Source organism: Peptoniphilus harei (assembly GCF_016726485.1).
Taxonomy (GTDB): domain Bacteria; phylum Bacillota; class Clostridia; order Tissierellales; family Peptoniphilaceae; genus Peptoniphilus_A; species Peptoniphilus_A harei.
Genome location: NZ_CP068103.1, coordinates 1,672,915 through 1,697,276, shown reverse-complemented (window position 1 = coordinate 1,697,276; position 24,362 = coordinate 1,672,915). Strand labels below are relative to the sequence as shown.

Genomic DNA, 24,362 nt, shown 5'->3' with positions numbered 1-24,362 from the left:
CATAAGAAACATTTAGATTTACAGTTTAAAAAGTATAATTATCTTTAAATATTTTAAGCATTCTGCTCCTTGATTTAGTTTCGGACTTTTCCATTTCACAAAGTACATTCCTATACTTATTTAGAGATTTATCCATTAAAAATTCAAGAGAAGGCGTCTTTTTAAACTCCTCTAAAACCATAGATAAAACTTCCTTTTCAAATTCTTGAGACTTCTCTTTTGAAAGTTCCTTGTCTTCGCAAAGTTTTCTTAGTTCACAAGTGTACTCATATCTAACAAAAATAATAAATTCAGTTAATATATCGCTGTAGGATTCTTGTAACAATCTCTGTAAAATTTTAAAGAAAATATTCCAATCAAGATCACTGTTCAACACCTTGCTAAAAACTTCTATTAGTCCCTTAGAAAAGTTGTCATAATATCTTGGCTTATTCTTAAATACAATGTATTCTTCAAAGTCCATTTCATTTCCAGAGACAGAGTTCACCTTGTTAATTAAATTTATGAAATTTTCTCCATAACTTAGGTCTTTATTCCTAGAGGACTTCATAAATAGAAAATCTACAACTACATCTGTTATAATTTTTATGTTTAAATATATTCCCAACTCTTCATGAATTTTTGTAGTGAAAACATCATGAAGAATCTTTGACAAAAGTTTCTTTAGTTGAGACTCTGCAGAAATTGTCTCTGAAGCGTCCTGTTTCTTTACATGGTCGTAAAGTATCATAAGCTGCTTGTCAATCATCTTTAGGTTATCATTAATGGAATTCATAATTTCCCTAAAGAATCCTTCTGTGATTATATAGTTATAATTTTTGTAAAGTAGCTTGTGGTCAATTTCTCCCCAAAATACATTTACAAAAGACTTTATCTGAAGTTCAAAACGGTAGATGTAAGACCCTGTGTCATACTCCCCATCTAACTTAAACATTGTGAAACCATTTGCAAGAGTTTGAGGTTGGGGGTCATCTAACTTAAGTCTAATCTTCCTGTTTTTATTAGACCTATAATAACCCCTGTCTGATTTTATAGTGAAGTCCTTAATAATTTTTTTATAAAGGTCCTCCTCGTCCTTGATAAAACGACACTCAATTCTAATGCCAACTAAATCTTGAATGTAATTAAATCCACTAACAGGATCAGGAAACCTCATGAAAAAATTTCTCCTAATGAGTTTTTCACGTAAGGATTCCTGAGTTTTCATCCTTGTTGTGATATTGGTAAGTCTATCATCATCTATTAATAGTTCAGTAAAATACTTTTTAAGCTCTTTATTAACTCCAGCAAGTTCAATTTTATGGTAATCAAAAAGATCCATTACATCATCGATGTAATTAAAAAGCTCAAGTTTCATAATTCACCTAGATGTTCATTTTCACTTCGTATTTATCTTTTAATTCTGTGATCTTTTCGTTGTAAAGTTCTTGTTCTTTTTGTCTTCTAACTTGTTCCACAATTTTGTCTTTTACTTCGTCAAAAGCAAGTTCCTTTGCATCGTTCTTTTCGTTGATTTTAATAATGTGATAACCAAATTGAGTCTTAACAGGTTCTGTAATAGTTCCAACTTCGTTTTCAAAAACTGCATCTTCAAATTCTTTTACCATTTGTCCCTTAGTGAAAGTTCCAAGGTTTCCACCCTTTTCCTTTGATGGGCAAGTTGAAAATTCTTTAGCTAGTTCTTCAAAGTCTTCGCCTTTTTGGATTTTTTCATAAATTTCTCTTGCCTTGTCTTCTTCTTCCACTAGGATGTGAGAAGCATCAGCTGATTCAGGTTGTTTGAAGGCATCCTTGTTTTCTTCGTAGAATTTTTTTACGTCTTCGTCCTTAACTTCAGCAGTAGCAAGAAGCTTACCTAGGGCATAAGTCTTTAGCATGCTTTCCTTAGTTTTTTCTACAACTTGAAGGAATTCATCTTCCTTGTCCATGCCTTTTTCCATTGCATCTTCATATAAAAGAGCTTGGTAAACTAATTCATTTACAACATCCTTATTTAATTCATCTCCACCAAAATATTGTTTTAGTTGTGGGTTAAGTGAATCAATAAAAAGATTGTAGTCCACTCCTGTAATTTTTTTACCATTTACTTCTGCTAATATTTTATCTTTATCCATTATTTCCTCCGTAATTTCTTTCTAGTGTTGTCTTTTCTATTGTTATGTTAACATTTGAAAATATATTTTTCAACTAATTGGAGCTTTGTGAGAGGGCACAAATCCTTGCATAAATTTGACCTTGATCTTTGCTTTTGAAGAAGAAATAAAACCTATCCTCTTCCTTGTAAGAATCAATTATTATCTCATCACCTAATTTTAATTCATTAATATAATTCACACTTATTTCCTTAAATTTTATGTGTGACAAGTCTTTGTCCATAGCTTCATAAATCAATTCAAGATATACAGAATTATTTACATGGTCGTTAAAGTCCAAGTCACGATTTAAAATTTTATAAGAAAATCTATCTAATCTCTCAAAATCCTCTGGCTCGTTAATCCTCTTTATCCTTTTGAAAATCCTATTGTCATTAGACCCATATACTTCTGCAATTTCTTCAGGAATCTTAATGGGCTTCCTATTTTCAAGATCAATTAACAAAAATATTGCTGAAGCTTCAAGAATTTTTTCTCCTCCACAATAAATTTCAAACTCACGAAAGGCATTTATATTTCTAAAACCACTTGCCCAAGTTTTAATTTTTATTTTCTCGTGACTTCTTGGGTATCTTTTTACTTTTATCTTCCACTTATAAATCATCCAAGTGTAACCCATGTCCAATAACTTTTCATTTTCTAAGCCAAGATCAATTGACTGGTAATTTGAAGTTTCTATTAAGTAACTCACGAGGTGATTAAGTTTTAATTCACTTTGACTTGATAAGAAATCCATGACTTCATATTCTTTACAAAAAATTTTCATTCTTACCTCCAAATTTATTTTAACATAATTCTTAGCTCAACCTTGGTCTTATAAGCGTCACAAGCTTAATAAGTTTACTTTAAATAACCCTTATGGTAAAATTTACTGAAAGAGACAAAAATTTTTGAAGCGCCTGAGCCCTAGTGGCTGACGAGGTATGAGGTTATCGATTATCGGCGGATGCCTCAAAGGTTTCACAGCCTAAACATTTTACAAAAAATAAAAGTAATTTTATAACAAAATAAATGTAGTGAGTCTCTAAAAAATTGGAGGTAGAAATATGTGCGGAATAGTTGGATATATTGGAAAAAATAATGCAACGAAACTAGTACTGGAAGGTCTTAAAAAATTAGAATACAGGGGTTACGACTCTGCAGGACTTTCTTTTTTAAATAATGATAAATTAGTAACTTTTAAGAAGAAGGGTCGCATTAAGGCTCTTGAAGAATCCTTTGACCTTGATAAGTACCCATCAAATGTTTGTATTGGTCACACAAGATGGGCAACTCACGGTGAGCCAAATGAAATTAACGCCCACCCCCACTTAAGTAGTGACAAAAAGGTATCTGTTGTTCACAACGGAATTGTTGAAAACTATCTAGAACTTAGAAAGATGTTAATAGAAAAGGGACATGAATTTCTTTCACAAACTGATACAGAAGTTATTCCTAACCTAATCTCAGAAGAGTATGATGGAGACATCTTAGAAGCTGTTTTTAAATCAACTGATATCTTAAAGGGAGCTTACAGTCTTGGAATCATTGATGAAAATGAACCTAATAGACTTGTTGCTGTTAGAAATTCTTCTCCTCTTCTCTTCGCTATCTGTGAAGATGGTTACTTCATAGCAAGTGATATTACATCTGTAATCGAACATACTAATAAGATAATTTATCTTGAAGACGGTGATGTAGTTGACATGAGAGAAGATTCTTACACAATCTATGACAAAAACCACAAAAAAGTTGAAAGAGAAATTACAGAAGTTGAAATTTCTGCATCAGATGCATCAAAAGAAGGCTACGACCACTTCCTTATTAAGGAAATTCACGAACAACCTTCTATCCTTAAAGAAGTTATTTCAATTAAACACAAGGATTATAAAATAAATCTTCCCGCTGAAGGAAGTCTATCCCTTGATGAATTAAAAAATATTGACAAAATTTATGTAACTGCTTGTGGAACTGCCTTCCACGCAGGTGAAGCTGGCAAGTATGCAATTGAAAATCTTGCAGGTATTCCTGTAATTTCAGAAATTGCTTCAGAATTTAGATACAAGAATATGTTTTTAGATGACAGATCTCTTGTTATCTTTGTATCTCAATCAGGAGAAACTGCTGATACCCTAGCTGCTCTTAGAGAAGCTAAAAAGATCGGTGCAAAAACTCTAGCTGTAACAAATGTTGTTGGCTCTTCAATCTCTAGAGAAGCAGACAAGGTTATCTACTGCTATGCAGGACCAGAAATTTCTGTTGCCTCAACTAAGGCTTACACAACACAAGTTATTTCACTTTACTTCTTGGCAATGGATATTGCCCTTAAGTTAAATAAAATTTCTCAAGCTGAAGTTAAAGAAATAATAGAAAATATGGAAAAACTTCCATCACAAATTGAAGAAATCTTAAAACACAAGGAAGAATTTAAAGAAATTGCAGACTCAATTAAGGGTGCTAAATCAATTTTCTACACTGGTAGATCTCTTGATTACATTACAGCAAAAGAAGGTGCCCTAAAATTAAAGGAAATTTCTTATATCCATACAGAAGCCTTCCCTTCTGGCGAGCTTAAACACGGTTCTATTGCCCTAATAGAAGAAGGTACACCTGTTATATCAGTTGCCCTTTATAGTAAGATTCTCGACAAGACTGTGTCTAACAACCAAGAACTTATTGCACGTGGAGCAAAAGTTATCTCCATTGCAGAAGAAGGCAATGAGTTTGTAAAAGATTCTTCAGATGAAATGATAGAAATTCCAAAAACTATTGATTTATTGACACCACTTCTTGCAGTCATACCAGAACAATTAATTGCTTATTACACTTCAGTATTACTTGGCAATGATGTAGACAAACCTAGAAATTTAGCAAAATCAGTAACTGTAGAATAAAATCAAAAGGCTGCCGATGGGCAGCTTTTTTATTTAAATTTTATTTATTTGGGTATAAAATTTAAAATGGAGTTGAATTTTATGGATTATTACATATACCTAATCTTAGCCCTTGTGGCAATATATTTTTCCTATTTGTTTACCCTAATAGAAAATGCCTACCTGGCCCTTGGGTCAGTAAAATTATCAAGACTTGAAGACCTAGAAGTAAAAAATATTTCTGTGATTAAAAAACTTGTGAAAAAAGAAAATATTTATTCCACAACCTTGATCCTGGACTATTTTTCCAATTCACTATCAATTATCTTTACTTCTTTATTCTTTTACAAACTTTTTGGAATTTGGGGTCTTGTCTTGGGAATAATAATTTCTACAATAGCCATAATTATCTTTGGAGAAAGCCTGCCTCGAAACTTGGGCAAGAAAAATTACGAAATAATTGTTCCAAAGTATGCAAAGTTTTTAAATTTTTTAATTATATTCTTGAGGCCTCTTTCAATGCTAATAAACTTCTTGTCCCAATCTATAATAAAAATTGCAATAAAAGACAAGGACTATAAGGCACCAATAATTACAGAAGAAGACCTTATCGATGCCATGGACCTTGGCATGGAAGAAGGGATTATAAATAAGAACGAGTCTAGGATGATTCAAAATGTAATTGACTTTAAGGACAACTACGCAAAAGACATTATGACTCCAAGAACAGACATAGTGGCCATAGACATTGAAGAAAGCTTTGAGGAGATTATAGAAAAAATTTCTGAATATTCTTATTCAAGAATGCCAGTCTACGAAGACAATCTGGACAACATTGTGGGTATCTTAAATGTAAAGGACATCTTCCACATGGACAAGACAAAGTCCCTGGCAGAAAATAAATCCTTCTTTAAGAAGCCCTTCTTCACCTTTGAGTACAAGCCTACAGGAACACTTTTCTCTGAAATGAGGCAAAATAAATTATCTGTCGCCATAGTTACAGATGAATATGGTGGTACTGAAGGCATGATTACCTTTGAAGATATCTTCGAGAAAATCGTGGGACAAATTTCTGACGAGTATGACACAGAAGAAGACGAAGAGATCCTTCAAGTTGGTCCCAATAAATATATTATTGAAGCATCGATAAATATCGATGAGGTAAATCAAATCTTTGGAACAGAACTTGAGTGCCAAGAGTTTGATTCCCTTGGTGGATATATAATTGAAAAGCTTGACCGTTTCCCAAAGTTTAATGAAGTCATTGAAATTGACGACTTAAAGTTTACAATTGTTAAAAAGACAAAAAATAGAATTGAAAAAATTCTTGTGGAATTCCCAGAAAATTTTAAAAAATAAAAATTTGTAAAAAAATAAGAGATTCTTAATTGAATCTCTTTTTCTCTGCAATTAATTTTAAACTTCAACAACTCTTATGTTAGAGTTTTTCCAGCTTGCTCCCTCTCCCAATCTCTCAACAATGCTAATTAGGATTTCATCTTCTTCCAACTCTTCATCTAGAGGCAAGACTCTTGTGTCTAGGTCGTGAGGAATCATTTCAACAACAGGACCTAGGTCTCTGTGGACTATAACCCTATTCTTTAAATTCCTTAACTCTTCACTATCCTCTACTTTAAAATATTTTCCATCTTTTCTAGTGTAGAAAAAAATATCTTGTCCATATTTTTCCCTGTAATAAATTATGTAAGTCTCACAAGAAAATTGAAAACTTCCAAGCGGACTAATGTCAAAAATTACTTTTTTCATTATCTCACCTGGAAGTATTATAACATAAATTATTTGATTTTATAATTAAAATAAACTTTTTGTAAAATTTTCATTAAATATGACGTACTATAGAAGAAATTACTTCTTCCCTTGTCATCTCTTTCTTTGGATTAAAGTTTTTCTTTTCATCTAAGTTTAAATATTTTGCATTAAGTGCCTTGTTCACAGACTCTTTAGCATAGTTTGAAACTTTTTTGCTGTCCTTCATGCTGACATTTTTATTGTTCTTTAATTCAAAAATATTTGCAATAACTACAGCATAGTCTTCCCTAGTCATGTGAGCCTTAGGAGAAAAAGTTCCGTCGCCCTTACCATTCATAATTCCAAGGTCATAGGCCATGTTTACATACTTGTTATCTGTGTCCTTAAAGTGCTTAACTGATCCTTGAGAAGATCTCTTGTACTTAATCTTGTAAGCCTTAACTGCAACTTCTGCAAATTCTTCCCTAGTTACCTTTGCCCTAGTGTTGGCTGCAACTCCTTGAGAGAAAAGTTTTAAATTCTCAGCCCTTGCTAGGTCATTGTAAGCCCAGTTGCTGTAATTTCTAAAAACAGGAGCCTTGCCTAGGTGAAGTTCATTTGAAAATCCTGAAGACTTGTCCTTGTTTACAAATCTTAGCTTAAAGGCATAACCACTTGATGGTCCAACTATTGAGTCTAGTTCCTTTTGGCTAATAGTAACGAAGTTTTTCTTATTTTTTGAGATTACATTTTTCTTTACTAATCCCTTGGATTCATTTCCCTCGCTCTTAACTTCAATTTCTATTAAGTCGTTAGCCTTGGCATTTTTAATTTCAAAATTATAAACTTCCTTATCCTTAATTGCAGAAACATTCAAAGGCATTGCTACTTCCTTTCCTGCAAAAACAGAAAAAGGTGCTGCAATTAAGATTATCATTAATATAAATATTTTTTTCATTTTTTCACCTCGAGGATTTATAATAACAAAAAACCTGGCAAAAGTCTTGTAGCCAGGTTCATTGTAATCAATTTGTAATCTTTTTGATAATAGATGAAAGTGAATTTTTTTTGATTAATGATAAATCCAAAGTTTAAAATTAAATACCTAAGGACTTCATTAAATTCCTTTTATCTTCCAGATTTTTTTCTTCTTCCTTAACTCTTTTTTCCATTTCCCTTGCCACTTCTTCTTTTACATCTTCTGAGAGATTTTTATCCGCAAAGGGATAAACAGTTTTGTTTTCCTTTTCTGCGTGACTTCTTAAGAGCTCAACGTAAGCCATGGCATTGGTTAAGATGTGGAGCTTAGCAAGATTATCAGAAGACTCTTCAAATAAATTCAAATTATTTTCAAGCTCCATTACATATCCCCTTGCCATTTGATGTTCCACAAGCATACCACCACGGACTACTTTTTCTGCAAGAGGTCCAAGATTATCCAGCATTGCCTTAAATAAAATATCTTCTTCTTTTTTGTGATGAAGTCCATCGGCATAAAGTCTTATAAAGCTTATAGCCTTCCTAAAAAAATCTATATCTAGCTTTCCATTGAGGATTTCCAAGCACTTTTCTTCCATCTTATTACAGAAGACAAGAATTTCTTCGTGCTCATCTTCCAAATAATTAATTGTATACTTTAAAGTTTCCATGAAATCACTTCCTAATTACATAAGTTTCATCTATCTTTTCATATTTTAATCCAGAATTTTCCAAACTTCCAGAGATAAAAGCATCTCTTAGGCCCCAATAATAATCTGGATTTACATAATTTTCCCAAATATCTTTGTGAAGGTCTCTAGCAATTTTAAAAACAAATTCATCTTCTTCATTTTTAATTATCATTAGAGAATGGTCGCAAGGCATACCGTCTAAAAATTTTGAAGTTATAAAATTAAAGGCTTCTTCAGGACTTTCTCCTACTTCGTAAGTCTTACCAAGTTCATTAAATTTATTTTTTAATTCTTCTATGTCGAAGTCCCTTAGTAAAAATGCTACAGTCTTTGCAAGCCTATTCTCACTTCTTCTTACCCTTTCATCGAGCCAGCCATGAATATTACTTTCGTCAATAATATCCTTTAAGTCTCCTCGTTCTATTGGAAAGTCTCTATTAAGTTCTTCAATTAATTTTATTTTTTTATCATCATCTAATAGTTCCAACAAACTTTCTAGTAATTCTTCTTGAAATAAAACTTTATCGTACATCAAGTAATGGATGTATCCTAAAAATAAACTCATCTTTTATCCCTCTTTTCTAATTATTATTTTAACATCTTCACCCAAAAAATAATGTGACTTTTATCACACTTATTTTATGTAAATTTTTATTTTTTTGATAGAAGGGTAAAGAATAAATAAAGATAACTTTAGAAGACTAAAGGAGGAACTTATGAGTCCACAAACAATAAAATTTTTAACCTTTTTACAACCAAACTACATAACAAGCATTGTAGAAATAATTTTTCTTATTTTGATTTATAAGAAGCTAAAAGAAATAAGTAATAAGAGGTGAGCTTATGGAAAAATATACAGAAGTCACAAGAATTGGAACCCATCTAATATTAAATCTAGGCCTGGAATTTATAAAACTTTACTTACTTGGAAGGATTCTAGGTTTGTTAAAAAAATTTGATAATTAAAAGAAAAGAGAGGTCATGAGGCCTCTCTAAATTTTTATATAATTATATAATTCCATAAAATAAAAACCAATAAAAAAAGTGAGACCTAAGTCTCACTCTATTATTCTGCTTCTGCAACAATTTCTTTGCCTGCATAGTGTCCACAAGAAGGACAAACTCTATGAGGTAATTTCATTTCATGGCAGTTAGGACATTCAACTACTGTTGCTTTATTTAATCTGTAAGAAGATGCTCTTCTCGTGTTTTTTCTTTGTTTTGAAGTTTTTCTCTTAGGTACGGCCATTTCTACACCTCCTCATCTTTAAATAAATCTAATAACTTCCCAAATCTTGGGTCCACAATATCTTCTTCAACTTCTTCCACACAATCACAAGGGCCATCATTTAAGTTCTTGCCACAATGTGGGCACAATCCCTTGCAATCTTCGCTACATAAATTCTTTCCATTGATGGAAGTAATTATCTGTGAAAAAATTATTTCTGAAAGATCTATGGAATCATTTTTAATTTTAAAGTACTCATCTACAGAATCTTCATCATATAGACTTGGATCTTTAAAATTATAAGCAAGGTAACTAGTCTCTTTTTCTTTTACAAATTCTTTGAGACATCTGTCACACTTAGCCTTAAATTTGTAGGAAATATCTAGACAAAGTTCTAACTCCCCTGTCAAATCATGAATATATCCATTGTACTCTACGGGATAGATGAGATTGAGATCCTCTAAATTCAAATCTGTGTCATTTTCCTCTAGAATACCCTCAAAGTCTAATCTGATTTCATCAGACGACAAAAAAGTACTAAGATCTAATTTCATTTACTCACCTCAAAAATACATACAAATCATTATAACTTTTAATATTTAGTCTGTCAATACTATATTGAAAATTAAACTTAAACAAGTTCCTTTGTATCTCTTGCAATCATTAGCTCTTCGTTAGTTGGAATAACGAAAACTTTGATAGCAGAATCGTCAGAAGAAATAAGTTTATCTTCTCCTCTTACATTGTTTCTTTCAGGATCAAGTTTGATACCTAGTGATTTTAGTCCAGCACAAATTGATTCTCTCATTTCAATAGAGTTTTCACCAACACCTGCTGTAAATACAATAGCATCAACGTGATCAAGTTCTGTCATGTAAGAACCAACGTAGCCACGAACTCTCTTTTCAAAGATATCAAGTGCAAGTTTTGCTCTCTTGTTTCCTTGGTCTCTTGCTTCTTCAATGTCTCTGAAGTCACTTGATACACCAGAAATTCCTAGTACACCTGATTTTTTGTTAATTAGAGTGTTGATTTCTTCTGTAGAAAGATTTTCTTTATCCATGATAAATGGAAGAATAGCTGGGTCTAAGTCACCACATCTTGTACCCATTGCAAGTCCTTCAAGTGGTGTGAAGCCCATTGATGTATCAATAGATTTACCATTTTCAACTGCACAGATACTTGAACCATTACCAAGATGACAAGTAATCAGGTTAACTTCATTTACATCCTTGCCAAGCATTTCTGCTGCCTTGTTAGTGATGTATTTGTGAGAAGTTCCGTGGAAGCCAAATCTTCTAATTTTATATTTTTCGTAATATTCATATGGAAGTGCATAGATGTAGCTTTCTTCTGGCATAGTTTGGTGGAAAGCTGTATCAAATACTGCAACTTGTTTAACATCAGGAAGAAGTCTTTGACAAGCCTTGATTCCCATAATGTTAGGTGGGTTGTGAAGAGGAGCTATTTCAACATTATCTTCAATTCCCTTTAATACTTTTTCGTCGATAACAACAGACTTAGCGAAATCTTCGCCACCGTGTACAACTCTGTGACCTACAGCATCAATTTCATCAAGTGACTTGATTGCACCGTATTCTTCATTTGTTAGGGATTCCATTACAAGTTCAAGAGCTCTCTTGTGGTCTTGCATTGGAGTTTCAATAGTTTTCTTTTCCTTGCCAATTGTTTCGTGTTTAATTCTTGAACCTTCGATTCCGATTCTTTCAACTAAACCCTTTGCCATCACATCTTCAGTTTCCATGTTAATAAGTTGATATTTAAGGGAAGATGATCCGCAATTAATAACTAATATCTTCATATTTCCTCCTCAGTTTTTTAAATTTATTAAATATAGTATAATAACTAATAATTAGTTTATAACAGTTGTAGCCATTAGTCAATAATTGGAGATTTAAAATATGAAAATTGCTTCTATAATAGCCGAGTACAATCCCTTTCACAAGGGGCACGCCTATCAAATAAATAAAATAAAAGAAGATTACACAGACTTCATTGTGGTCATAATGTCAGGAAGCTTTGTCCAAAGGGGCGAGCCTGCAATTATTAATAAATATGAAAGAGCAAGAGTCGCTATTGATAATGGAGTAAGTCTTGTCTTGGAGCTCCCCCTCCCCTATGCAACATCTAATGCAGAGATTTTCTCACTAGGTGCAGTGAATATATTAAACTCCATGGATATAGTTGATAGACTTTACTTTGGCAGCGAAGATGAGCTTGAAGTCTTAAGAAGTATCCAAGAAAAAATTGACAAGAACTTTGATGAAGAGAAGATGAAAAAATACTTGTCAGAAGGCAAGTCCTTTATAAAATCTCGTGAACTTGCCATGGACTTCTTGAGTGATAAAGAAAAAGAAATTTTAAAAAGACCTAACAACATCTTAGGCCTTGAATACCTAAAGAGTATTACAAAATTAAATTCATCTATAGAGCCTCACTCAATAAAGAGAAAAAATGTAAATCATGACGATGACTTTTCCCTTGATGGCTTTGCATCGGCATCACACATAAGAAGGCTAGCCTATGAAGGAGAAGATGTCTCAGGCTTCTTGCCAGCCTATGACTTAGTGGTAGAAAATAAATTAGAAAATTACTTTGACATCTTCAAGTATAAAATGATAACAGAAGAAATAAATTTTAAAGACTACTTTGATTATGAAGAAGGACTTGAAAATAGGATCCTAGAAAATCTTGATGCAGAAAATTTTCACGACCTCATAGAAAAAGTCCACTCCAAAAGACACAGCAGGTCTAGGATAAAGAGATTAATTATAGAAATCCTCTTAGACATAAAAAAAGACTTGATAAAAAATTCTTTAAAAGATCCTTACACAAGAGTCCTTGCTTGCGACGAAAGAGGCATTGAAATTTTTAAAAAATCAAAAAATAAAAATAAAATTTATTCCTTTAAATCCTTTTACGACAAATCAACTGGAATCACAAAAGAGATGCTAGATAAAGAAATTTTGGCAAGTGACTTGTATAATATAAAATCTGGAAAAATAAAAACAGACTTCACAAGAGAAGTCTATAAAAAAATATAAAATTATTTTCTTATAAAGGCAAAAAAGAAACTCTCATCCTAGAAAATCCTAAAATGGAAATCCTAGAATGAGAGTTTTTCTTAATCCTTAGTTTCACTTATTGACTTTTCATAAATATTTTTAAATTCTTTTATATCCTTATTTCTCACGACTTCTTGAGGAACATCACTGACGCTAATAGAGCCTGCCCAGGACTCAGCTTCTCCATCAGGCTTTTTATTTTCCTCTGGAATTAAAATAAGAGAGTATTTAGTAACCTTCAAAGAAGTCTCGTCCATAATTTTTTGCAAATCATAAAGAATATCTAATCCCTCTTCAAGGTTTGGATTTTTAGAATATCCAAAAGCCTGCGCAAGGACATCTTCTTTAAAATTATTAAAATCAAATTCTTGGTCTAAAATGAGTTTTTCTTCAATATTATCATTAACTGTAGTCAAAGAAATTTCGTAAGGGAAATTATATTTTTTCTCAAGACTTTTTCCATAAGCATTTAATTCATCAGAAAGTCTTATAGCTGTGTTGAATAAAATAGAGTCGTAAGTATCTGCCTTTATCTTTCCAAAAGAATCAAAGCCAAAATAAAACTTAGTGTCTTCACTATTTTTATCACGGAGTCTGACAATATAGTAGCCGTCCTTAAAATTATAATGAGCCCTGTCACGAATTAAGTCCAAATCCTTATAATGGGTCTCAATATATTTATCAGCAGCCCTATCTGCAAGAAGCCTAGAAATAGGATTACCAAAAAAAGCAATATAGAAAAATAATAAAAATATAGCACAAACAATGCCAAGACCTGTAAAAAATTTTTTAAAATTAAATTGCCTTTTCATGTAAGCAACCTCCAGCTTTTATTTTAGTAGATTATAACACAAAAAACTCGAGCCACGCCCGAGTTTCTTTATCCTTTATTTGTCATATTCATTTTTAAAATCTCTAAGTCTTGGAACAAACTCCTTATAAAAAGCATCACTCATTTCAGCGTGGAATTTTGCAATTTTCTCCCAGTTAGACTTATCCCTTGAGTTTATATTTTCTATTGCCACATCAATAGTTGACATCTTGTTATCATCTAACCTATTCCAATAAAGTTTTAAACCTAAATTGTTTTCAATGTTTTCTTTATTTTTATATAGATAATCGAAAGCTGCCTTATTTACTTCCTTGTCAGGCTTATTTAATGTCATCAAAACTTTAGCAGATTTCATATAATAATAACAAGAAATATAAAATCCACTAATCCCAGTAGTTCCTGCGATCCATGAACTCTTTGATCTAGTGACATTCACAAAAGTACCATTATCAATATTCGCTTCTTTAATTATAGGAATAGCATAATACCAATATTCTTCCTTAATATTTTCTGGAGTCCTATCAAAATTATCTGAGTCTTCAAAATAAAAAATTAAATTATCAGGATCTTCATCATATAATTCAAATAGTTTACTTAATATCCTAATTTTTGTATTTGTATCATTATTTGTAGAAACAAAAATATCCTCATCTATTTTTTCAAAACTTCGCAAGTCATTAGAACTTGTAAAGAAATTAAGCCCTAATACATCCCTTGGTTCTTCTCTAACTAAATTAATTAATTGAGACTTATCTTCCTCATGTAGAGTTTTTATTATAAAAGTAAAGGCATCAACCCAATTCTTAAAAGATGACTCTTCTCCCCTAAAATTAATCTTTAGAATCTTCTTTCCCTTAAGGTCGTAATCATCATCAGCTAAAGAAATATATTCCACATCTTCTCTTTGTAATTCAAAGTCTGTGCTAGGATACTTCCAGATTTCATAAACAGAAAGATCAAGAAGGTCTCTGTGCCTCTTTTCTATTTCATCTTCACCCCAAGAGTCTAATAGGGCCAAGTCTTGATTCATCCTAATTCCACTCTTTTTGAAGCCACGTTTTTCATCTCGCTTTTTCTTAAAAGAAGAGTTTCCCATATCGGAGTTGTAGCCCGTAATAGTTAAATTGCCCAGCTTGTGAATCCATCTTTCGTGAATTTCTTCAGCATTGTCACCCAACTCTTCAAACCAATCATCATTTAATTTTTGCGGCATAATGTGTTCAATGCTGTAAGTCCCATCATCTAGGTGATTATAAATATCCTTAGTCTCAATAGTATTATAGTTTTCAATCTTATTAAATAAATAGTTTTTAAACCTGCCACGCATCAAGTAGATTTCTTTATTGTTTAAGTTCTCATAAAATTCTTCATCCTTAGGGAACCTTCCAGAATCTCTCTTATTAATTAAGTTATATTTTAATTTGTCTACATAATTATCTGTAGACCCATCATACCTTATAATATCCTTGTTTAAATTCAAGAAAATTTTATTTAAAGCATTAGTTCCAACACTACAAATATTTCTCCTAAATAAATAAGCTTCAATTGTTTTATAGATTCCAATTAAATCATCAAGACTTAATTTTTCATCGTCATATAAGCTAAAAACTTCCATTAGGAAGGGTTCTGTTACAGTAATTTCCATTTTCTTTAAATTAAACATGGATGCATCTAAGTCTTTGTTATTAAAACCACTTTCTCCATCAAGTAGCTTCTTATAAAACTTAGAGTACCTTAACATATCTTCAAGTAATTCTTCCAAAGAATCATTGTGCCTATTAACATATTCTTTAAACTCGAAATAAACTTTAGCCATAGTTGGGGCAGAAGAAGTCTTTATACTTAAATAATTTCTAACAAAATTATCGATTTTTTTGTTAGTCAAGTCCTCAATCTTTATCCAATATTTTTCAAAGTATTTATTTTGCTCATCTAGAGGTAAATTCATCAGAATAAAGTTTCTTATCTTGTCACCTTCACTAAGAGCGAGACCAGTAGAGTTTAAACTTTCAAAAATAAGTTGAGCGTCATCACCCTTTTCCAAAGTAATAGAGATAACTTGAAGTCTTAAAATCGCAGAATAAATTTCATCTATGTGATGAGCGTCCTTCTTTAACCTTTCATAAAAATACTTATAATTAATAGTTAAGTTAGAGTTTTCAATATACTCATCCTCTTCATCAAAAATTAAAGAATGGAGTGCTTTCCTGTCTCTCTTTACAGGAATAAGTTTTATCCTGTCACCTTCCTTGGCCCACTTGGAAATAATGAACCTTTCCATTATTTGATCATTTAAGTCCGTTTCTTTCGATTCAACTTCACCCTTTTCCACTAGCTTGGCAATAGCCAGGAGAAGAAGAGTAACAGTTGTTAGTCTCTGTTGACCATCAATAATGTGATATTCAGTAGTAGAACCAGCGCCTACAACATCAGATACAATACTTCCAAAAAAGTGGTTGCCTTCTTTCGTCCTACTTAGTCTTAATAAATCATTATAAAGTTGTTTGCAGTTTTCAATCTTCCAATCGTATCTTCTTTGATAAACAGGAATAATATACCTATGACTAGGTCCTTCCAGATAAGAAAATAATTGGATACCATCGCCCTTCATTAGCTCCTCCAGTTTTTATATTTGTTAATAATTCTAGTTTAACACATGAATGTTAATAAAATTATAATTTCTATTCCTAATCAAAATAAATTTTTATTTGTTTCCTATCACAAATCTATTTTGATTTGTATTTTTTTAATTATTAGCTTTTACAAGTTCATAAATTTTTATGACTTTATGATTTCTTATAACTTCATTAATTTCTACTACTTCATTAACTTTTATAGTCTTATAAATTTCTAGGACTTTATAATTTTTATGAACTTGTGTTTTTAGGTCAAATGTTCTAAAATGTACTTAATTGGAACTACTGTTTAAATATGTATTTATTTTAAAATTCATTTTTATTTACTTTGATTTTTCTCGAGGTGGCTTATGACTTTTATTGATTATTCTTTGGAACCTAAATCTGATATTGCTTTTGTGGACATCAAGTCTTTTTATGCCAGTGTTGAGTGTGTCAAGAGGAACTTGGACCCTCTCACTACTTGCCTTTGTGTTATGAGTAGGTCTAGCAATTCTAAGGGCCTCATTCTTGCAAGTTCTCCTACCTTTAAACGTGTCTATGGCAATAGTAATGTTGGAAGGTCAAGTGAGCTTCCCTTTGACGTGGAAACTAGGAAGTTTAGTTTTGAAAAGGCCAGGAGACAAAATATTGAGATCACTAAGTCTTATGTTGATTTTATTGAAAAGTGGGCAAAAAATACTCTTATTGTCCCGCCAAGGATGGCTCTTTATATTGAAGAAAATTTAAAAATCCAAAAAATTTTCCAAAATTATGCTCCCAGAGAGGACATCCTTCCCTATTCTATTGATGAGGGTTTTATTGATCTTACTAATTCTTTAAATTATTTTGTGCCTAACAAAAGTATTTCAAGGCATGACAAGTTGGACCTTGTTTCTTCTATGATTCAAAGGGATATTTGGGAAAGAGCTGGTCTTTATTCTACTGTAGGCATGAGCAATGCCAACCCCCTTCTTGCCAAGCTTGCTCTTGATAATGAGGCCAAGAAGACTAGGACCATGCGCGCCAACTGGTCCTATGAAGATGTGGAGTCCAAGGTCTGGGCCATTGATGATTTAAGCGACTTTTGGGGGATTGGGTCTAGGCTCAAGAGAAGGCTCAATACTATGTCAATTTACACTGTTCGAGATCTTGCAAATTATGATTCTGATGTCTTAAAAAAGGTCTTTGGAGTTATTGGTCTTCAACTTTGGTTTCATGCCAATGGTGTTGATGAGTCAAAGGTCACAAGGCCCTACAAGTCTAAGTCCAAAGGCCTTGGCAACTCCCAGGTCCTCCCTCGTGATTACAAGTCCCAAGATGAAATTGAGATTGTCTTGTCAGAGATTGCTGAGCAAGTGGCTGTTAGGATAAGACGTACTAGGAAGAAGGCTTCTGTGGTTGCCATTTATGTTGGCTTCTCTCACTCAGAGAATAAAAAGTCCATCCACGCAAGAAGGACTATTAGACCCAGCCAATCCACCAGGGTCTTACAAGATGAGGTTATTAAACTTTTTAGGGAAAAGTATGATGGCGGTGACGTGAGAAATCTCGGAGTGTCTTATGATAATTTGGTGGACCAGTCTTCTACTGTTTTTGATTTTTTTGATGATGTTAAGGCCATTGAGAGGGAAGAAAGTCTTGACAGGACAATTGATGAAATCAGGGACAGGTTTGGCTTCACTTCTCTTCAAAGGGCCACTTCTCTTATGGAAGGTTCTAGGGTAATTGAAAGGAGTAATCTAATTGGCGGCCACTGTGGTGGCATGGATGGTTTGAAATAATTTTGGAGGTGTTTGTATGGTTGATAGGTCTTATTTGCCCTTTAAGTCTGCTAGAGAATATATGGACAGGGGGATGGCAAAGTGGATGGGATTTTTTATCTCTGAGCACACTTCTGCCCTATCTCACATGGGAGATACCATAGATTTTTCTTCTCAAATGTCTAATGAGGAGATTGTACTTTTGATTAGTCAGGTTTATGTAAATAATCTTGAGGTTTTGGTTTTTACTAGGTTGAGACAAGACCCTTATCTTGGCAGGATTAAGGATATTTATGAGGGGAGTATTTATTTAAGTGGAGATAATCCTCTAAATATTAATTTTGAGGATATTATTAAAATTGTTCTTGCAGAGGAATTATGAAAGATTTAGAAAAGAATTCTCTTCAATTTGATTATTTTTCTATTAACTACAAAAATTTTGAGGAGACTTTTTATAAGTTTTCAAATATTAGTGTTCCCTTAATTTTTTTGACTGATGACCTTCTTCTCCACATGATTTCCACAGGTCATCCTTATTTTCTTCTAAATTCTAAAAATTCTGCCGATGATAGGGACCATTATTTTGTTTTTAAAAAACTTACAAGTTCAGAAAATAATTTTATCAGCCAGTTTGAATACTTGGGCCAAATTTCTCCTCTTTATTTTGAGGATAAATTTTATGGGAAGAAGTGAGTATTCAGCCTTGGCTGATTTTTTTATTTTCTTTTTTCTTAACTTTTTGTTTTTAACTTTTAAAGTTCTTTATTTATCTCTTATTTTACTTATTTAATTTTTCTTTCTTAATTTCTACATTTTCCCCAATTTTTATTTAAGACTTTAAAAATTTTCACAAAAAAAGAAGCTATATCTAGTGATATAGCCTCTTTTTATATTTTTAAAACAAATCTTTTCGCAAGCTTATTCTTGACTAGCTGATTTTGCCTTAACTTCTCTAATCTTAGCCATTGATTCGATAATAGAATCTGCAAGAGCTTCCATGTCGTTTTCGTTAGCCTTGTTAAGAGATGAGTTAAGTGTAACTCTTTCTGGAAGTACGTCGAACATCTTAAGATTTTCGTCAATGTATTCTTCAATCTTATCGCCAACTGTACAAGCCCAAGTACCATTTTCGATGATACCAACAGTTCTATTTTGAACGTTAAGAGCTTCTAGGTCCATTAAGAAGTTTTTCATTACAGGATAAATACCTAGGTTGTAAGTTACTGATGCAATTACAATGTGAGAGTATTTAAATGTGTCTGCAATTAGGTAAGACATGTGAGTGTTACTTACGTCGTGAACTACTACATTTGTCATTCCCTTGTCACAAAGTCTTGATGCAAGAGCTTGTGCAGCACGTTCTGTGTTGCCATACATTGATGCGTAAACAATCATTACGCCCTCTTCTTCTGGTTCGTATCTTGACCATTTGTCGTATTTGTCGATGAACCATCCAAGGTTTTCTCTCCAAACTGGTCCGTGAAGTGGACAGATATATTTAATATCTACAGTTGCTGCTTTTTTAAGAACGTCTTGTACAAATGGACCGTATTTACCAACGATATTTGTTAAATATCTTCTTGCTGGGTCAAGGTAATCTCTTTCGAAGTTAACTTCGTCAGCAAATAGTTTTCCGTCTAGTGTACCGAAAGTACCGAAAGCGTCAGCTGCAAATAGTACTCCGTCAGTTGTATCAAAAGATACAAGTACTTCTGGCCAGTGAACCATTGGTGCTTCTAAGAATACGAATTCGTGTTTACCAAAGGAAATTGTGTCTCCTTCAGCAACAATGATTGATTGTTCGTCAGGTACGTGGAATCCGTATTGACGCATGAATTCAAATCCTTGTTCACTTGCTATAACTTTTACATCTGGATATCTTAAGATGATTTCGTCAATAGCTGCAGCGTGGTCTGGTTCTAAGTGATGAATTACTAGGTAATCTAGGTCTTCTCCATCAAGAACTTCAGTTATATTTTCTAAATAATCTTTTACAATTGACCAGTCAACTGTATCAAATAGTACATTTTTTTCGTCTTTTAGTAAATATGAATTATATGTTACTCCTTCTGGTATAGGGAATATATTTTCAAATAATTCTAGTCTATGATCATTTCCACCAACATAGTAAAGATCATCTGTGACTTTTCTAACTGTATACATTATATCCTCCTTTATTTTCTATCTGCTGGGAAATCAGCTTCAATAAAGTTTTGCTTTTCTTCTTGACATTCTGGACATGTCCAATCGTCTGGTAGCTTATCAAAATCTGTACCTGGATCGATTTCGCCTTCTGGATCTCCGTAGTTTGGATCGTATTCGTATCCACAGCCTGGACATACCATAACTTTGTAGTTAGGAGCTAATTTTCTAGGTTTAGATCTTCTAACTTTTTTCATTGGAGGTGCTGGTTCTTTTTCGCCAGTTCCTAATGCTTCAGCAAGAAGTGGCATAATTTCGAACATATCTCCAACTATACCGTAGTCACAGTTCTTAAAGATTGGAGCACCTGCATTTTTGTTGATTGCAACAATTGTTGATGCATTTTTAATACCCTTTAAGTGTTGGCTGGCTCCTGAAATACCACATGCGATATATAGGTTACCATTGAATTTTTGTCCTGACATACCAACGTATCTTTCAAGTGGAACAAGTTTTAGAGTTTCTGCAACTGGTCTTGAAGAACCAAGTGCTGCACCTGCTGCGTGAGCAAGCTCTCTAGCCATATCCATGTTTTCTTCTCCACCGATTCCCTTACCTACTGAAACAACTCTTTCAGCGTCGTAAACAGGAGTATCAATATCAATACCTACAGAGAAGTCATATCCATCTTTCTTAAGGTTTTTAACTAGTATATCAACAGCTTCCTCAGCTGTGTCTGCTTTTATAATTTCTCTTTTTCTATCTCCAGTGATAGGGCCAGCTTTTTTATCTAATGCAGCAGCTCTACCTTTTTTCTTTGGAGCTTTACCAATAAGGTGACTTGCAACTACAACTCTTTGGATTTCAGAAGTACCTTCATAGATTGTTGTGATCTTAGCATCTCTGAAGAATCTTTCTACGTCCATGCCCTTTAGGTATCCATTACCACCGTGGATTTGAAGAGCTTCGTTAACAACCCACATAGCAACTTCAGATGCAACTGTTTTTGCCATTGCAGCTTCCATTGAGTAGTTTTCGTGATTTTGTTTCATTTCAGCAGCTGAATAAACCATAAGTCTTGCAGCTCTGATTTTAGTAGCCATATCTGCAATCTTGAATGCAACTGCTTGTTGTTGAGCAATTGGTCTACCAAATTGAACTCTTTCTTTTGCATAAGCAAGTGCAGCTTCATAAGCACCTTGTGCAATACCTAGTGCTTGTGATGCGATACCAATTCTACCACCGTCAAGTGTTTGCATTGCAATTCTAAATCCTTGACCTTCTTTACCAAGTAAGTTTTCCTTTGGAACCTTAACATTGTTAAATTGAAGCTCAGCAGTAGTTGAAGATCTAATACCTAATTTGTCATAGTGATCTCCAAAAGTGAATCCTTCCCATCCTTTTTCTACTATGAAAGCAGAAATTCCGTGAGTACCGATTCCTGGTGTAGTAACTGCATAAACTACATAAGTGTCAGCAGCTGGAGCATTAGTGATGAAAATCTTGTTACCATTTAAGATGTAGTAATCTCCATCAAGAACAGCAGTAGTTTCTGTACCACCTGCATCAGAACCAGCGTTAGGTTCAGTAAGTCCAAAAGCACCAAGTTTTTTACCTTGAGCAAGAGGTTTTAAATATTTTTCCTTTTGTTCTTTAGTACCAAAAGCTTGGATTGGATAAGATCCTAGTGAAGTGTGAGCTGATAATACAACACCAACACCAGCGTCTACTCTTGAAAGTTCTTCTACAGCGATAGCATAAGAAATAACATCCTTACCTGCTCCACCTTCTTCTTCAGGGTATGGAAGTCCCATCCAACCGTTTTCGCCAATCTTCTTAATGATTTCTTCTGGGAATTCATTGTTTTGATCAAGTCCAAAAGATAATGGCTTGATTTCTGCTTCTGCAAATTCTCTGATAGCCTTACGTAGGGCTTCATGTTCAGCAGTTGTCTTGTACATATTTGACATATTTTCCTCCTTTTAAGATTAAAGATAATTAAAGTATTAGATACTTTATTAGTTAAAAACAAAAGATACACCAAGATGGTATACAATAATTAAAGTATACAACAACTTTACTAAAGTGTCAAAACATTTTCACAATATTTTTAATAAAATTTAAAAATGTTTTTTAGAAAATCCTTCGTTTTCCTACTGAATTATTTATACCCTATTTTAAATTTTTTATCATCTATTTAATCCTTTAATTGATAAATTCTTTTTTTGTTGTAAAATATAAAGTTAACAAGAAGATGTTTATTGCAAATGGAGGAATTATGAATTTAGAAAAATTATTAGAGTGGAGAAGATCTTACAGAAAGTTTGATGAAGAAAGAGAACTTGCTAAGGAAGATATTGATGGAATTTTATCTTCTATTAAGTTTGCTTCTTGTGCAAACAACAGACAATTCTTAAGATTTATCTCTGTTGAAAGCAAAGAAAAAGTCTTAGAGATTTTTGATAACACAAGATGGGCTGCTTCCCTTCCCAATGATGCTGGTAGGCCTAAGGAAGGTGAAAGACCTGTATATTTTATTGCCATCTTAAGTGACAAGGAAAAGAAATTAAAATTCGATGGAGTTGACCAAGGACTTGTGATTTCTAATTTAACTCTTGCTGCTGCAGAAAGAGGTATTGGATCTTGCATCATTGGAAGTGTTGTTGATGAGAAGATGCGTGAAATTTTATCCTATGATGAGAGATATACTTGTAGTCTTGTTGTGGCTTTTGGCTATCCAAAGCTTGAGTCTTCAATAAAAGAAATTGATATAGAAGAGGACCAATCATATTACCTAGATGATAAGGGAAACTATGTTGTTCCAAAGTACAAGCTTGATGATATTGTAAGGAGAATATGATGAGTAATAAGGAAAAATCTTTCTCTAGCTTTATAAATAGAAAGGCAAAATTATATTTTATTGATGCCCTCGGTGCCATGGCCTTTGGTCTTTTTGCAACTCTCTTAGTTGGTACAATATTAAATACTATTGGCAAGTCTTTTAATATTTTATTTTTGACTGATGTCCTTTGGCCTCTTGCTCAAAAGGCAACGGGACCTGCTATTGCAGTTGCTATTGCCACAGCTATGGGTGCACCAAGTCTTGTTGTCTATGCGGCAACTGTTGTTGGGATTGCTGGCAACGATCTTGGAGGTCCCATGGGTGTTTATATTGCAACTATAGTGGCTGTTGAGTTTGGTAAACTTGTCAGCAGGAAGACAAAAATTGATATTATAGTCACTCCTGCCATTACAGTTTTAACTGGAGTTTTTGTTGCCAACTTTGTTGGTCCTTATATTGGCAACTTCATGAATCTCTTGGGAGCAATTATTATTAACGCAACAAATAAAGCACCCTTCTTTATGGGAATAATTGTATCAGTTGTTGTTGGTATTGTATTGACCCTTCCAATTTCATCTGCTGCCCTATCAATGATGCTATCACTTTCATCGCTTGCTGGTGGGGCTGCAACTATTGGTTGCTGTTGTCAAATGGTTGGCTTTGCAGTTATGTCTTATCGTGACAACAAGGTGGAAGGCCTTGTGGCCCAAGGTCTTGGAACTTCAATGTTACAAATGCCAAATATTGTGAGAAAACCTCTTATAATCATCCCGCCAATCCTTTCATCAGCAATCCTAGGACCAGTGTCTACAATGGTATTTAAACTAGAAAACACTCCCCTTGGTTCAGGTATGGGAACTAGTGGACTTGTTGGACAAATTTCAACCTTTACTGCCATGCCAGATGTTCCTTTTATGAAACTTTTGGGAATAATTTTACTTATGCATATAATCTTGCCTGGTCTTGTTACTTTTGTAATCTACGAAGTCCTCTACAGGAAAGGCCTAATTCAAGATGGTGATATGAAGTTATATTTTAAATAAAATTTTATTAAAAGATAATAATTTTTTGCATTAAAAAAGATGGGTCACCCCATCTTCTTTTTTTATGCTCTTACATCATCATAGTCACTTGACTCAAGTTTCTTTTCTACGTAAGAACAAGTTCCTAAAATCTTTTTATTTTCTTTTCTTGCATCTTCCACAAGTTGTTTTACAAGTTCACCTGCTAGTCCTTGTCCACCAAATTCTGGTTTCACAATAGTGTGTTGGGCATCAATTACATCGCCCTTATCTTCGTAAGTCAAGATTCCCTTGTAATTATTTTCGTCTTCGCCTATATAATAACAGTTTCTACCTTTTTTAACTTCCATAATAACCTCCTATTTTAAACGTTCTTGTAAATTACTTACCCATTTAAAATAAAAGTTC

General features: G+C 33.1%; 25 protein-coding genes. 10 read left to right on the top strand and 15 right to left on the bottom strand.

The features are described from left to right. Positions 1–25 precede the first annotated feature (25 nt). The 3 genes from I6I93_RS08015 to I6I93_RS08005 all read right to left on the bottom strand — a co-directional run bounded on the left by I6I93_RS08015 (position 26) and on the right by I6I93_RS08005 (position 2,919). Positions 26–1,357, bottom strand: coding sequence for a GTP pyrophosphokinase (locus I6I93_RS08015; protein WP_112890113.1), 1,332 nt, complete (start codon positions 1,355–1,357; stop codon positions 26–28). A 7-nt stretch (positions 1,358–1,364) separates the two neighbouring features. Then, positions 1,365–2,114 (bottom strand): peptidylprolyl isomerase, encoded by a 750-nt coding sequence (locus tag I6I93_RS08010; protein WP_112890112.1) that lies wholly within the window; start codon positions 2,112–2,114, stop codon positions 1,365–1,367. Positions 2,115–2,187: 73 nt separating this feature from the next. After that, a complete protein-coding gene (locus I6I93_RS08005) occupies positions 2,188–2,919 on the bottom strand; it encodes an acyl-[acyl-carrier-protein] thioesterase (RefSeq protein WP_112890111.1) in 732 nt (243 codons plus the stop codon). 280 nt (positions 2,920–3,199) lie between these two features. On the opposite strand from I6I93_RS08005, the gene glmS reads away from it, so the two are divergent. Then, the gene (glmS, locus tag I6I93_RS08000; protein WP_112890110.1) at positions 3,200–5,026 is read left to right on the top strand and encodes a glutamine--fructose-6-phosphate transaminase (isomerizing); all 1,827 of its coding nucleotides are present in this window, start codon (positions 3,200–3,202) and stop codon (positions 5,024–5,026) included. Between the two features lie 81 nt (positions 5,027–5,107). Continuing rightward, positions 5,108–6,364: a hemolysin family protein gene (locus I6I93_RS07995; protein WP_112890109.1), complete on the top strand. Its 1,257-nt coding sequence runs from the start codon at positions 5,108–5,110 to the stop codon at positions 6,362–6,364. A 57-nt stretch (positions 6,365–6,421) separates the two neighbouring features. Here the strand turns inward: I6I93_RS07995 and I6I93_RS07990 are convergent, their stop codons facing one another. The 4 genes from I6I93_RS07990 to I6I93_RS07975 all read right to left on the bottom strand — a co-directional run bounded on the left by I6I93_RS07990 (position 6,422) and on the right by I6I93_RS07975 (position 8,989). Beyond that, a complete protein-coding gene (locus I6I93_RS07990; RefSeq protein ID WP_070700944.1) occupies positions 6,422–6,772 on the bottom strand; it encodes a hypothetical protein in 351 nt (116 codons plus the stop codon). Between the two features lie 73 nt (positions 6,773–6,845). Beyond that, positions 6,846–7,712: an S-layer homology domain-containing protein gene (locus tag I6I93_RS07985; RefSeq protein WP_112890108.1), complete on the bottom strand. Its 867-nt coding sequence runs from the start codon at positions 7,710–7,712 to the stop codon at positions 6,846–6,848. Between the two features lie 139 nt (positions 7,713–7,851). Then, positions 7,852–8,403 (bottom strand): hemerythrin domain-containing protein, encoded by a 552-nt coding sequence (locus tag I6I93_RS07980; RefSeq protein WP_112890107.1) that lies wholly within the window; start codon positions 8,401–8,403, stop codon positions 7,852–7,854. A 4-nt stretch (positions 8,404–8,407) separates the two neighbouring features. Further along, the gene (locus tag I6I93_RS07975; RefSeq protein ID WP_112890106.1) at positions 8,408–8,989 is read right to left on the bottom strand and encodes a hypothetical protein; all 582 of its coding nucleotides are present in this window, start codon (positions 8,987–8,989) and stop codon (positions 8,408–8,410) included. A gap of 151 nt (positions 8,990–9,140) precedes the next feature. Here I6I93_RS07975 and I6I93_RS09340 point away from each other — a divergent pair, with 151 nt between their 5' ends. Both I6I93_RS09340 and I6I93_RS09335 read left to right on the top strand, forming a co-directional pair. Further along, on the top strand, positions 9,141–9,263 hold the full coding sequence (locus tag I6I93_RS09340) for a hypothetical protein (protein ID WP_256373652.1): 123 nt from the start codon (positions 9,141–9,143) through the stop codon (positions 9,261–9,263). Between the two features lie 4 nt (positions 9,264–9,267). Further along, positions 9,268–9,390, top strand: coding sequence for a hypothetical protein (locus I6I93_RS09335; RefSeq protein WP_256584819.1), 123 nt, complete (start codon positions 9,268–9,270; stop codon positions 9,388–9,390). 100 nt (positions 9,391–9,490) lie between these two features. Here the strand turns inward: I6I93_RS09335 and rpmF are convergent, their stop codons facing one another. The 3 genes from rpmF to I6I93_RS07960 form a co-directional block, all read right to left on the bottom strand. After that, positions 9,491–9,673, bottom strand: a complete 183-nt coding sequence (rpmF, locus tag I6I93_RS07970; RefSeq protein ID WP_112890105.1) for a 50S ribosomal protein L32 — start codon at positions 9,671–9,673, stop codon at positions 9,491–9,493. Positions 9,674–9,675: 2 nt separating this feature from the next. Continuing rightward, positions 9,676–10,206 (bottom strand): YceD family protein, encoded by a 531-nt coding sequence (locus I6I93_RS07965; protein WP_112890104.1) that lies wholly within the window; start codon positions 10,204–10,206, stop codon positions 9,676–9,678. Between the two features lie 77 nt (positions 10,207–10,283). Continuing rightward, positions 10,284–11,474: an acetate/propionate family kinase gene (locus I6I93_RS07960; RefSeq protein ID WP_070700934.1), complete on the bottom strand. Its 1,191-nt coding sequence runs from the start codon at positions 11,472–11,474 to the stop codon at positions 10,284–10,286. A 100-nt stretch (positions 11,475–11,574) separates the two neighbouring features. Here I6I93_RS07960 and I6I93_RS07955 point away from each other — a divergent pair, with 100 nt between their 5' ends. Then, a complete protein-coding gene (locus I6I93_RS07955) occupies positions 11,575–12,717 on the top strand; it encodes a nucleotidyltransferase (RefSeq protein WP_112890103.1) in 1,143 nt (380 codons plus the stop codon). A gap of 80 nt (positions 12,718–12,797) precedes the next feature. Here the strand turns inward: I6I93_RS07955 and I6I93_RS07950 are convergent, their stop codons facing one another. After that, positions 12,798–13,550, bottom strand: a complete 753-nt coding sequence (locus tag I6I93_RS07950; RefSeq protein WP_112890102.1) for a YfjL-like protein — start codon at positions 13,548–13,550, stop codon at positions 12,798–12,800. Between the two features lie 75 nt (positions 13,551–13,625). Continuing rightward, a complete protein-coding gene (locus tag I6I93_RS07945) occupies positions 13,626–16,181 on the bottom strand; it encodes a DUF4268 domain-containing protein (RefSeq protein ID WP_070700926.1) in 2,556 nt (851 codons plus the stop codon). A gap of 375 nt (positions 16,182–16,556) precedes the next feature. Here I6I93_RS07945 and I6I93_RS07940 point away from each other — a divergent pair, with 375 nt between their 5' ends. Genes I6I93_RS07940 through I6I93_RS07930 form a run of 3 tightly spaced genes read left to right on the top strand, consistent with a single transcriptional unit; the run spans position 16,557 to position 18,641 of the window. Further along, the gene (locus I6I93_RS07940; protein WP_112890101.1) at positions 16,557–17,969 is read left to right on the top strand and encodes a Y-family DNA polymerase; all 1,413 of its coding nucleotides are present in this window, start codon (positions 16,557–16,559) and stop codon (positions 17,967–17,969) included. A 16-nt stretch (positions 17,970–17,985) separates the two neighbouring features. After that, positions 17,986–18,330, top strand: a complete 345-nt coding sequence (locus tag I6I93_RS07935; protein ID WP_112890100.1) for a hypothetical protein — start codon at positions 17,986–17,988, stop codon at positions 18,328–18,330. Beyond that, entirely contained in the window at positions 18,327–18,641 is a 315-nt protein-coding gene (locus tag I6I93_RS07930; RefSeq protein WP_112890099.1) for a DUF5960 family protein, read from the top strand. Before I6I93_RS07935 ends, I6I93_RS07930 begins: the two co-directional genes overlap by 4 nt. Before the next feature lie 225 nt (positions 18,642–18,866). Here the strand turns inward: I6I93_RS07930 and I6I93_RS07925 are convergent, their stop codons facing one another. Next, entirely contained in the window at positions 18,867–20,111 is a 1,245-nt protein-coding gene (locus tag I6I93_RS07925; protein WP_112890098.1) for an FprA family A-type flavoprotein, read from the bottom strand. A gap of 11 nt (positions 20,112–20,122) precedes the next feature. Continuing rightward, entirely contained in the window at positions 20,123–22,060 is a 1,938-nt protein-coding gene (locus tag I6I93_RS07920) for an acyl-CoA dehydrogenase family protein (protein WP_112890097.1), read from the bottom strand. A gap of 308 nt (positions 22,061–22,368) precedes the next feature. Here I6I93_RS07920 and I6I93_RS07915 point away from each other — a divergent pair, with 308 nt between their 5' ends. Beyond that, a complete protein-coding gene (locus tag I6I93_RS07915) occupies positions 22,369–22,950 on the top strand; it encodes a nitroreductase family protein (protein WP_112890096.1) in 582 nt (193 codons plus the stop codon). Next, positions 22,950–23,975 carry a PTS transporter subunit IIC gene (locus tag I6I93_RS07910; RefSeq protein WP_112890095.1) on the top strand — a complete coding sequence of 342 codons (1,026 nt, stop codon included), beginning with the start codon at positions 22,950–22,952 and terminating at the stop codon, positions 23,973–23,975. Before I6I93_RS07915 ends, I6I93_RS07910 begins: the two co-directional genes overlap by 1 nt. A 62-nt stretch (positions 23,976–24,037) precedes the next feature. On the opposite strand, the gene I6I93_RS07905 is transcribed toward I6I93_RS07910, so the two are convergent. Next, positions 24,038–24,304 (bottom strand): GNAT family N-acetyltransferase, encoded by a 267-nt coding sequence (locus I6I93_RS07905; RefSeq protein WP_112890094.1) that lies wholly within the window; start codon positions 24,302–24,304, stop codon positions 24,038–24,040. Positions 24,305–24,362 lie beyond the last annotated feature (58 nt).